We start from the raw sequence: 12348 nt of genomic DNA on the forward strand, positions 1-12348 counted from the left end.
GGGCGATTTGTTTTTAATGTTCATTAGTACATTCTAAGAATAATAATTTTGGGGAGGTCAAACAATGAAATCTAAGAAGTATTTACTTGCATTGTTACCGATATTTCTATTCGTATTAGTTCTAAGCGGTTGTGGTTCCGCTACTGAAAAAGACAGTAAAAATACACTTGCAATTAACTCCGGAGATGTTATTGCAACTATGGATTCATCTATGAACACTGATGCTATTGGTGCTCAACACTTAACAAACACAATGGAAGGTCTTTATCGATACGATGGTAAAGATTTGAAACCAGCCATTGCCAAGAAAGTTGTTAAACCAACTAATGGTGGTAAGACTTATACTTTCGATTTAAGACATACACAATGGTCAAACGGCAAACCTGTTACAGCTAATGACTTTGTCTATGCTTGGAGAAGAACCGTTGATCCAAAAACTGCTTCACAATACGCTTATATTTATTCCGGTATCAAAAATGCTGACAAGATCAATGCCGGTAAGAAGCCTGTAAATACTTTAGGTATTAAAGCTTTGGGTAAATATAAACTTGAAGTAACTTTGGAAAATGCTATTCCATACTTTAATACTTTGATGGCTAGTTCAACCTTCTACCCTCAATACAAACCTGCAGTTGAAAAAGCTGGCAAACAATATGGTTTGAGCAGTACTGGAATGGTCTTCAATGGACCTTTCAAATTAGTTAACTGGAATGTTTCTAAAAACAGTTGGACTGAAGTTAAGAACAACAAGTACTGGAACGCTAAGTCTGTTAAATTAAAGACTTTGAAGTATTACGTTGTTAAGGATGCCAATACTGGTTTAAACCTTTACGATGCTAACAGAATCAACCGTTACGAAAAACTTGGTGGAGATACAGCTCGTCAAGTATCCAGTTACAAGACTTTCTCAATGGATAAACAAACAGCTAACTTCTATCTTGAATTGAACCAAAAGAAATACAAATTCTTCAGAAATGCCAAGATCAGACAAGCTATCTCAATGTCAATCAACCGTGAACAATTAACTAACAACGTTCTTGGTAAGACTGGTGGTATCGAACATACTATTGTTCCTGTCGGCATGTCATACAATCCAACAACTAAAGTTGATTTCACTAAAGAAAAAATGCTTCAATCATCAAATCAATACACAGAATACAATCCTAAAGAAGCTACAAAGCTTTGGAAGGAAGGAATCAAAGAAACTGGTCAAAAGAATCTTAGCTTCACTCTCCTAGGTGACGATACAGATAATTCCAAGAAACAAAACGAATACCTTCAAGGAGAAATGGAAAAGAATTTGCCAGGTATCAAGATTACTTTATCAAACGTACCATTTAAGTCTCGTCTAGATAAATCAACATCTGGTAACTTCGATATTGTTGTTACTGGTTGGAACGCCGATTACCCAGATCCTGTTACATTCCTAGATATCTTTACAACTGGTAACGTTCAAAACAACGGTAAGTACTCAAATGCTCAATATGATGCTTTGATTAATAAATCTAAGACTACCGATGCTACAAATGAAGAAGCTAGATGGCAAGATCTCTTACAAGCAACTAAGATCTTAACTGATGAACAAGGCGCTATTCCTTTGTACCAATCATATCAAGCTAACTTAACTAGAAGTAACGTTAAGGGTTACCAAATCACACCAAATGGTAGTTATAATCTAGTTACAGCCTACAAAAAATAATTATGTTGAGGGAGATTAAATAATGGCTAAATATATTCTCAAAAGAATTCTTTATTTATTCTTGACCCTTTTCATTATTGCGACGATAACTTTCTTCATGATGAAGATGCTTCCTGGTACTCCGTTTTCCAACCAAAACCGTATGTCTGCGGAGCAACTGAAGATCGTTAAAGCCCAATATGGATTGGATCAATCAGTATTTGTTCAATATATTCGTTACATTGGGGGATTATTACAAGGTAATCTTGGTACTTCTTTCCAATTCAATAACGAACCTGTTACAGCATTAATCGGCCAAAGACTTGCTCCATCAATGCAAATTGGTGCTCAAGCTATGGTCGTTGGTACTATCGGTGGTATCCTTCTAGGTGCCCTCGCTGCTATTCGTAAAAACACATGGGTTGATACACTTGCAACATTCATTTCAATCCTTGGTCTATCAATTCCATCTTTCGTTTTAGCTGTTTTACTTCAGTTCTACCTAGCCTACAAATGGAAGATCTACCCAGTTGCTCTTTGGGATAACTTCCAATCAAGTATCCTACCAACACTTGCTCTATCGGCCTTACCATTAGGTACTGTTGCTCGATTTATGAGAACCGAAATGGTGGATGTTATGAGTAGTGATTACATTGAATTGGCTAAGTCAAAAGGTAATTCAAGTTGGGGTGTTGTTGCTAAGCATGCGCTTCGTAACTCATTGATCCCAGTTGTTACTATTATTGGACCTATGGCCGTTTCAGTTATGACTGGTTCCATGGTTGTTGAGAATATCTTCTCAATTCCTGGTATCGGTGAACAATTCGTTAAATCAATTACTACAAATGACTACCCTACAATCATGGGGCTTACAATCTTCTATTCATTCTTGTTAATCATAGTTTACTTAATCGTTGATATCCTTTACGGTCTCATCGATCCAAGAATCAGACTAGGAAACGGAGGTAAAGAATAATGGAACAGATTCCTCAAATTCCTAAGGAAAAATTCAGATTAATTCACGACGAAAATAATAAAGACCAAGAAAAAATTGGTACTCCTTCACTTACATACATGCAGGATGTTCGTCGTCGTTTGTTCAAAGATAAAGTAGCCGTTGTTTGTTTAGCGCTGATCTCAATCATCGTCGTTATTTCAATCTTGGCTCCAATCATTGCCCCACATAATCCAAATGCACAACAAGTTACAATGTCTAACTTGCCTCCTAAGTTGGGTAACCTAAATATCCCTGGTATGAATGGTTATCAAAATATGGGTGGACACATGGTTGATGCTTATAAACAAGCTGATGCTCCTAAAGGTACCTTCTACATTCTAGGTACTGATTACCTTGGACGTGACCTTCTATCAAGAATTATCTATGGTACAAGACTTTCATTAGTCGTTGCTGTACTTGCTACTCTAGTTGACCTTCTAATCGGTGTACCTTACGGTATCGTTTCTGGTTGGAAAGGTGGCAAAACTGATACATTCATGCAACGTATCGTTGAAATTGTTTCATCTATTCCTAACTTGATTGTTGTTATCTTAATGATGATCATCCTAAAACCAGGTTTGACATCAATCGTTATTGCGATTGCCATTACTGGATGGGTCACGATGGCTCGTCTGGTCCGGGCGCAAACCTTCCAATTGAAAGAACAAGAATATATTTTAGCTGCTAGAACTTTAGGCGAACCTTCAATGAAGATTGCTACAAAGCATCTAATTCCTAATCTTTCATCAACAATTATTATTCAAACAATGTTCACTATTCCAAATGCCATCTTCTTCGAAGCTTTCCTAAGTTTCATTGGTATTGGTATTCCTGCTCCAAACGCTTCATTAGGTACCCTTCTATCAGATGGTCAAAAAGCCTTTAGATTCTTACCATATCAAATGTGGGCTCCAGCTATTATCTTGAGTGTTATCATGATTGCCACAAACCTTCTAGGTGATGGTCTACGTGATGCCTTTGACCCACAATCATCAGAAAACTAACTAAGGAGAAATCACAATGGATAAAATTTTAGAAGTAAAAGATTTGCATGTTGATTTCGATACCTATAATGGTGTCGTTCATGCTATCCGTGGTGTTAGCTTCCATTTAAACGCCGGTGAAACCTTAGCAATCGTTGGTGAATCTGGTTCTGGTAAGTCCATCACAGTTCGTTCAATTCTACAATTACTAGCTAAGAACGGAACAATCTCAAAGGGAGAAGTGCTCTATCATGGAGACGATCTCTTACAAAAAACTGATAAGGAAATGGATAAACTTCGTGGAAATAAGATTTCCATGATCTTCCAAGACCCTATGACATCGCTTGACCCCACTATGACAATCGGTAAGCAAGTTGCGGAACCATTATTGATTCACAATAACGTTTCTAAGAAAGACGCTCTCAAGCGTGCTGAAGAAGTTCTACGTTTAGTAGGTATTCCTAATCCTAAAGCTAGAATGAATGACTACCCTCACCAATTTTCAGGTGGTCAAAGACAACGTATCGTTATCGCTATTGCCATCGTTGATTACCCAGAAATTCTAATCGCCGATGAACCAACAACAGCCCTTGACGTTACTGTTCAAGCTCAAATCATTGATTTATTAAAAGAATTACAACAAAAGATTGGTACTTCAATCATCTTTATCACCCATGACTTAGGTGTTGTGGCTGGTATCGCTGATCGTGTAGCAGTTATGTATGCCGGACGTTTGGTTGAATTTGGTTCAGTCAACGACATCTTCTACAACCCTCAACATCCTTATACTTGGGGTCTACTAGATTCAATGCCAACACTAGATACCAACGAATCAGATCGTTTGAACTCTATTCCTGGTACACCACCAAACCTTTTGAACCCACCAAAGGGTGACGCCTTTGCACCTCGTAATGCTTACGCTATGGAAATTGATGAAGAGCAACAACCACCATTCTTCAAAGTTTCTAAGCACCATTACGCCGCAACATGGCTACTTCATCCAAATGCTCCAAAGGTAACACCACCAGCAAGTATCCTTAATCGTTTTGAAAAATTTAAGAAGTTAGGAGGCAATGTGAAATAATGGCTGACGAAAGACAAGTAATTGTATCCGTAAAAAATTTAAAACAGTATTTTAACATTGGTAAACCTAACATGGTTAAGGCCGTTGATGATGTTTCCTTTGACATTTATAAAGGTGAAACCTTCGGTTTAGTTGGTGAATCTGGTTCTGGTAAGAGTACTACTGGTCGTAGTATCATCAGACTTTATAATCCAACTGATGGTCATATTTATTTCAATGGCCAAGACATTAGTAAAATTAAGAGTCATGGTTCTAAGATGAAGGAATTCCGTCGTGAAATGCAGATGATTTTCCAAGATCCTTATGCTTCATTGAATCCTAGAATGAAAGTTAAAGATATCATCGCTGAAGGACTTGATGTTCACCACTTAGTTAAAAATGACGACGAACGTGACAAACGTGTCCGTGAATTACTCGACATGGTTAACTTGAACCCTGAACATATGACTCGTTACCCTTACGAATTCTCTGGTGGACAAAGACAACGTATCGGTATTGCTAGAGCCTTAGCTGTTGACCCTCAATTCATCATCGCTGATGAACCCATTTCAGCCCTTGATGTGTCTATCCAAGCTCAAGTTGTTAACTTGATGCAAGATATTCAAAAGAAACAAGGTTTAACTTACCTATTCATCGCCCATGATCTTTCAATGGTTAAATACATTTCCGACCGTATCGCCGTTATGTATCGTGGTAAGATCGTTGAATTAGCTAACTCAGATGAAATTTACAACAATCCACTTCATCCTTATACACAGAGTTTGCTTTCAGCTATCCCCGTTCCTGATCCTGAAATTGAAACTAAGAGAACTAGAATCGATTTCGATCACAAACGTCCATTTGAAGACGATCAAAGACTACAAGAAGTACTTCCCGGACACTTCTTATACTGCAACGATGAAAAAGCTGCTAGTTTCAAAAGTAATAAATAACATCTGACAAATCAGATCCTACAAATCCAATTCATGTTATTTACACAAAGAAAAGAGCTTGCCATAAGGCGAGCTCTTTTTGTATTTGTCTTTTTCATAACAATTTCTTCTTTCTGTTTAAGTTTGTAAAATTCTATATCTTTGGGGAGGAGATATATCTATTTTTAGGGGAGATTAGAGTTTAAAAAGATTATTTATTTTATAGTTTAATTTTTCATTTAAGTAATTTAGTATTTCGTGGAGAAGTTTTTATAATCATCGATCACCTCTTTGCTTTTGACTATGCTTAAATAATAACGGGAATTTATGAATATATGATTAGTAAATTACGAAATAAATGATAAGTAATTGTGAAGAAAATTTGACGAACCGTCTTTTTTAGACAAAAGTGATAGTAAAATATATAATAAGTTCTTTTTGAGAGGAGATTTATCATATGAAACATATCGTAACTGGAATCGTGGCACACGTTGATGCCGGCAAGACTACCCTTTCCGAGGCTTTACTTTATAAGACTGGCCAATTACGTAAATTAGGTCGTGTTGACAACGGCGATGCTTTTTTGGATTCCGACGACTTAGAAAAGAAACGCGGCATCACTATCTTCTCCCATCAAGCCAATTTACAATACGAAAATTTGAAGTTGACCCTCTTGGATACTCCCGGACACGTCGACTTTGCATCCCAAACTGAACAAGTTTTGAGTGTTTTAGATTATGCTATTTTGGTAGTTTCCGCTACAGACGGCGTCCAAGGCTACACCAAAACACTTTGGAACTTGTTGCAAAACTACCATATCCCAACCTTTATTTTTATTAATAAAATTGATGCTGCCGGAGTTGATCAAGCTCAAGTACTTGAAGACTTACAAAACAAGCTTTCTCCCGGTTGCATTGCCTTTTCTAACGAACTATCAGACGATACTATTCGTCAAATGATTCAAAAACGTCAAATTTTTCCTTGTTACTTCGGATCGGCTTTGAAGATTTCCGGAATTGATGAACTTCTTCAAGGCTTTGAAACCTGGACTACTGAGGCTAAATATGATACTGATTTTGGAGCCAAGGTCTTTAAAATCTCACATGATGAAAATGATGAACGTTTAACTTGGATCAAAGTGACCGGCGGAGTTTTACATAACAAAGATATTTTGTTTGAAGATCAAAAATCTAATCAAGTCCGCATCTACAACGGAGCCAAGTTTGAATTACAACAAGAAGTTCCTGCCGGTGAAATTTGTGCAGTGACTGGTTTAACAAATACTTATCCTGGTCAAGGTTTGGACAAAGAAAAAAATGCTAGTGATCCTACAATTCAACCTGTCTTAACCTATACCGTCGATCCTAAAGACAACGATTTACATACTTGTCTAACTGCTTTAAGACAACTAGAAGATGAAGATCCACAATTGCATGTCACTTGGTCTAACCAACTAGAGGAAATCCGTGTACAAATAATGGGTGAAGTCCAATTAGAAGTGCTTCAACAATTACTTTTACAAAGATTTAATTTAAACGTCGCATTTAGTGAAGGCAGTATCCTTTACAGAGAAACCATTACCAAAAAAGTTGAAGGTATCGGCCACTTTGAGCCGCTTCGTCATTATGCCGAAGTCCATCTATTAATGGAGCCAGCTAAACCTGGCAGTGGTTTAACTTTCGATTCACAATGTAACCTCGATACTTTAGGACGTAATTGGCAACATCAAGTTTTATCCAACCTAGGAGCCAAAGAACATCTCGGCGTTTTAATTGGTGCCCCAATTACCGATATGAAAATTACCCTCATCAGTGGCCGTGCTAGCAATGTCCATTCCGTTGGTGGCGATTTCCGTGAAGCAACTTGGAGAGCTGTCCGACAAGGATTGATGATGCTCAAACAGTATGACGGCTGTCAGTTATTAGAACCATGGTATCAATTTCGACTAGAAGTCGAACAAGATCAAGTCGGTCGTGCCATGAATGACATACAAAAAATGAACGGAACCTTTGACACTCCAGAAGTAACCAACAATCAAACCAATGTTTTAACAGGAATTGCTCCAGTATCCCAAATGCAAGGTTATAGCAAACAAGTTCGAGCATACACACATGGTCAGGGACAATTAGAGTGTATCGTACTCGGTTACCGCCCTTGTCACAATGCTGATGAAATTATAAAAGAAGCACAATATCAACCAGTCTCCGATTTGGAAAACACACCCGATTCAGTCTTTTGTGCTCACGGAGCAGGTTATCCAGTCGCTTGGGATCAAGTACCACAAACCGCTCACCTACCCTATACCTATCCTTTAGCAAACTTGGAAAAGGATGAATAAATTATTCTTCACAACCGATCTAATGGTTCTTTTGAAAGTTTGATTAAAAATTCCATCTTCCACAAAAGTTGAAAATACTAGTGGAACGCTGTAGGCATGGCTTGGAGACCGCATTTTCAACTTTTACTCCAGATTAATAAACGGATCTATTGGTTACCTTTTTTCTAAATTTTTAAAATAGTAGTTCTGTCTTATAATTCTTATCTAATTTAGCTGTAATTAAATACTATCAACCACGCTATTTGAGATTTTCTAACTCTACATAATCCAATTAATAACTAATTAACAAAGTAGGATTTAGTCCGGAGCAACAATAAAATTGGCTCAGCCATGAGATTCCCTTAGCAATTTATTGCTTAGGGAAAGGTCGAGCTTGAAGATCCATTATTTTGCACGAAGTGTGAAATAATTAGCTTCAAGTCGACCCATGGCGTTCCAGCCAAATTTTATTGTTGCGGAGGACGGCAATCTAAGCACATCCCCACCTCCAAAAACAAATTTTAAGAACATCAAAAAAGTCTGCCAATATAGCAGACTTTTTATTTACGATATTTATATGTAGGATAAATATCTTATTTTCAACTTTTTATCTTAAGGGGGGAGATAAATAAAGTTTTTCATTTGTGTTTATAAGGGGATTAAACTTTTAAAAAAATAGGGTTTAATTAATATATAAGGGGATTATTCTATTTGTTAAGTGAGTAATCTAAAATTCATCATCTAATTAATACAGCTCTCAGCTTCCAATTTCATCCGGTCACTTCTTTCAAATTTTTATCTTGAGATATATCTTTTAGGGGGGGAAGATATATTACTTGAGTTTATAAGGGTTTTAATTTTGTATATAAGTTTTAAGGGGTTTATTTCTATTCATTTTATGTTTTCAATAAGTATATTTAAAAAAGGATTAATTCTAAAAGGATTGTTTGTTCATCCGGTCACCTCTTTGTTATTTGACTATGCTTAAATAATAACGGGAATTTATGAATATACGGTTTCCAAATTACGAATTAATTTATAACAATATGTGAAGAATTTATGACCAAAGGGGTCTAAAACTCCATATTGTCAATTTTCTTCCTCTACAGCAAGACCAATTACCTGAATTAGTCCCCACTCTGATTTATACTAAAATTAAAATAATGATAGAAGTGGGGTATTAAATATGCACTTGAATAAAGAACAAAAAGCTAATTTGAAGGCCGCTGTCATTGCCGGAACAGCCGCTGGAATAGTTTCTGGATTTGTTAAATTAGGTTGGGAGAATGTTTTGCCACCACGTACAGCTGAACGTGACGCTGTGAACCCTCCACAAACTTTAATGGAACAAATGGGCATTCCTAAAAAAATCACTCGTGGAACTTATACATATTCTGGTCATCAAATGCCTTGGGCAAGCTTTATGATGCATTTTGGTTTCTCAACATCATTTGCCATCATTTATGAAGTTTTGGCAGAATATAAACCATTCATCAGAAAAGGTTCCGGAGCTATCTTTGGATTAGCCATTTGGGTTGCCTTCCATATTGGAATCATGCCTATGATGAAGACCGTTCCAAGTCCTAAGGATCAACCTACTGAAGAACATATCTCTGAAGCACTCGGTCACATTGCTTGGATGTGGACAAACGATATTGTCGGCCGTGAACTCTACCGTCGCTTAACTGCACAGAAATAAGGTTTCCTTTGAATAAATGGAACACCTCATTAACTGAAAGAATCAGTTATGGCCTAAGTGATGCCGCTGATAATCTAGTTTTTCAAATGATGACTACCTATCTACTCTTCTTTTATACTGACGTTTTCGGATTGACAGCTAGTGAAGTTGCCATTCTTTTCGTCGTAGCCAGAGCAGCTGACGTCTTTGAAAGTCTGATTATCGGAATTATGATCGACAATACTCACTCTCGTTGGGGTAAGAGTCGACCTTTCTTTCTATGGTATTCCTTCCCTTATGTCATCTTTGCAATCCTAACTTTCGTCACACCTAATTTTCTACCACATTCAGGAAAATTAATCTGGGCCTATATAACCTATTTAGGATTAGGATTCTTTTATACAGCTGTTAATTTACCAATTACTTCCATCTTGCCTACCATGACTGATAATGAGCAGGAAACAACCTTATTAGGTGTTATCAGACAATTCTCTGGTAGTTCCGTTCAAATTATCGTAGCCGTCTTTACCATTCCTTTAGTTAACTTCTTTGGTAAAGGTGACCAACAAAAAGGCTTTTTGGGAACAATTATCCTCTTTGGGATTATTTCCTTAGCTTTAATTCTGAACACATTCTTCCATGTTCGTGAGCGTTATACTGATGACAGTATTAATCATCAACCAGTTTCTAAAGTTTGGAAAATGCTTAAACAGAATCGGCCATGGATAGTTATCTCAATTGTCATTTTTCTTTATTGGTTAACTACTTCCATTAAGAATCAGACAACTATTTACTATTTCAAATACGTTCTTCACGATGAAAATTTAGTTTCCATTGCCAATAGTTTCACGTTGACGGCTTTGATTGGTGTCGTCGCTATCTATTTTGTTTCTGTCAAATTAGGTAAGAAAAAAACGATGTTACTAGGTATTATCATTGCCTTTATTGGACAAATAATTATCACTTTTGGTGCTTATTCAAAGAATTTAGCTCTGATCTTCAGTGGTATCTTCGTCAACGGAATCGGCGGAGGTTTCATTATCGGTCTAGTTTCAATCATGATTGCGGACACGATCCGTTATGGTACTTCAATGGGAATTCAAGCCGAAGGTGTATTAGCTTCAACCGATGACTTCGGTGTTAATTTAGGATTAGGACTTGGTGGATTAATTACTGCCGAATCACTTCAAATTTCAGGCTACGTTTCCAATAAAACCCAAAGTGCCAGTACCATTTCCGCCATTAATTTGAATTACGCTTTGATTCCACTGGGCTTGTACATAATCATGTTTCTGATTTTACTCGGATATAATGAGAAAAAAATTCAGCAAGCTATTAAATAAAGAAGGTAAAAAATGCAACAGGAATCACTCTTCGCTACTAACAAAAGCAATGACAACAATAGCCCTCTAGCTAATCGGGTTCGCCCAACAACACTAGAGGGTTTTGTCGGTCAACAACATTTAATCGGTGATGGCAAAATTCTTAAAGAAATCATCGATCAAGATAAGATTCCCTCATTGATTTTCTGGGGACCTCCTGGGGTGGGTAAAACTACTCTAGCTGAAATTATTGCCAAGAAGACAAAGGCTAATTTCATTACTTTTAGTGCTGTTACTAGTGGTATCAATGACATTAAAAAGGTTATGAAGGAAGCTGAAATGAATCGAGAAATGGGTCAAAAGACTATTGTTTTTATTGATGAAATTCATCGTTTCAACAAAGCTCAACAAGATGCTTTCTTACCTTTCGTCGAAAAAGGCAGCATCACTTTGATTGGTGCCACAACTGAAAACCCATCCTTTGAAATCAACTCTGCGTTACTATCGAGATGTAAAGTTTTCGTCTTAAAGTCTTTAACTAAAGATGATTTAGTCGATCTCTTGAAAAAAACTCTCGCTAATTCTAAAGCTTTTCCAAAATTAAAAGTTGAAATTGACGATGACACTTTAGAATTGATTGGTAATTACGCTAACGGTGATGCTCGAGTAGCTTTGAATACCCTAGAAATGGCCGTTATCAATTCAACGGTTCATGATAAGATTGCCAAAGTAGACCTGGAAGATATTCGTCAATTACTCAATACTAAATCTCTACGCTATGATAAAAATGGTGAAGAACATTACAACATCATCTCAGCCCTGCATAAATCAATGCGTAACAGTGATACCGACTCAGCTATCTATTGGGTCACTCGTATGCTTGAAGGTGGCGAAGATCCTCTCTACATAGCCAGACGACTAGTTCGTTTTGCCAGTGAAGATATCGGATTAGCCGATACTAATGCTTTAAATGTCGCAATCAATGCCTTCCAAGCTTGCCAATTTCTTGGTATGCCTGAATGCAATGTTCATTTAGTTGAGACTGTAATTTATCTTTCCGTCGCTCCTAAGTCTAATGCCACTTATCAAGCTTTATTAAGAGCTCAGAAAGACGTTAAGAAGTATGGTAATCTTCCTGTACCTCTTCAAGTCAGAAACGCTCCTACGAAACTTATGAAGAATCTTGGTTATGGAAGGGATTATCAATTAACTCATGATTATGCTGACAAGTTAACAACCATGAAAACCGTTCCCAAAGAAGTTGAAAATAGCACATACTACCGACCAACTGAACAAGGTAAAGAACGTCTCTTTAAGCAACGCCTAGAATATATCGAACAATGGCATCAAGAACACGATACTAAGTAACATGTTCTTC

Annotated in this window: 9 protein-coding genes; all 9 read left to right on the forward strand. The window is 37.0% G+C overall.

What is annotated here, in order from left to right; genetic code table 11:
* Positions 1–64: 64 nt before the first annotated feature.
* The 9 genes from LKACC16343_RS09230 to LKACC16343_RS09270 all read left to right on the forward strand — a co-directional run bounded on the left by LKACC16343_RS09230 (position 65) and on the right by LKACC16343_RS09270 (position 12338).
* Complete coding sequence (locus LKACC16343_RS09230; protein WP_056950862.1) at positions 65–1699, forward strand: peptide ABC transporter substrate-binding protein; 1635 nt, start codon at positions 65–67, stop codon at positions 1697–1699.
* Positions 1700–1721: 22 nt separating this feature from the next.
* Positions 1722–2654 carry an oligopeptide ABC transporter permease gene (gene opp3b / locus LKACC16343_RS09235; protein ID WP_025085030.1) on the forward strand — a complete coding sequence of 311 codons (933 nt, stop codon included), beginning with the start codon at positions 1722–1724 and terminating at the stop codon, positions 2652–2654.
* Positions 2654–3679, forward strand: coding sequence for an ABC transporter permease (locus LKACC16343_RS09240; RefSeq protein WP_025085029.1), 1026 nt, complete (start codon positions 2654–2656; stop codon positions 3677–3679). The genes opp3b and LKACC16343_RS09240 overlap by 1 nt, the downstream gene beginning before the upstream one ends.
* A 16-nt stretch (positions 3680–3695) precedes the next feature.
* Positions 3696–4742 carry an ABC transporter ATP-binding protein gene (locus LKACC16343_RS09245; RefSeq protein ID WP_056950860.1) on the forward strand — a complete coding sequence of 349 codons (1047 nt, stop codon included), beginning with the start codon at positions 3696–3698 and terminating at the stop codon, positions 4740–4742.
* A complete protein-coding gene (locus tag LKACC16343_RS09250; RefSeq protein ID WP_056950858.1) occupies positions 4742–5674 on the forward strand; it encodes an ABC transporter ATP-binding protein in 933 nt (310 codons plus the stop codon). The genes LKACC16343_RS09245 and LKACC16343_RS09250 overlap by 1 nt, the downstream gene beginning before the upstream one ends.
* Positions 5675–6110: 436 nt before the next feature.
* Positions 6111–7991 carry an elongation factor G gene (locus LKACC16343_RS09255; RefSeq protein ID WP_056950856.1) on the forward strand — a complete coding sequence of 627 codons (1881 nt, stop codon included), beginning with the start codon at positions 6111–6113 and terminating at the stop codon, positions 7989–7991.
* Between the two features lie 1165 nt (positions 7992–9156).
* Positions 9157–9669, forward strand: coding sequence for a YagU family protein (locus tag LKACC16343_RS09260; RefSeq protein ID WP_025085025.1), 513 nt, complete (start codon positions 9157–9159; stop codon positions 9667–9669).
* An 8-nt stretch (positions 9670–9677) separates the two neighbouring features.
* Positions 9678–10991 (forward strand): MFS transporter, encoded by a 1314-nt coding sequence (locus LKACC16343_RS09265; RefSeq protein ID WP_056950852.1) that lies wholly within the window; start codon positions 9678–9680, stop codon positions 10989–10991.
* 12 nt (positions 10992–11003) lie between these two features.
* Complete coding sequence (locus tag LKACC16343_RS09270; protein WP_056950850.1) at positions 11004–12338, forward strand: replication-associated recombination protein A; 1335 nt, start codon at positions 11004–11006, stop codon at positions 12336–12338.
* Positions 12339–12348 lie beyond the last annotated feature (10 nt).

The sequence above is a fragment of the Companilactobacillus bobalius genome, from assembly GCF_002179915.1.
Taxonomy (GTDB): domain Bacteria; phylum Bacillota; class Bacilli; order Lactobacillales; family Lactobacillaceae; genus Companilactobacillus; species Companilactobacillus bobalius.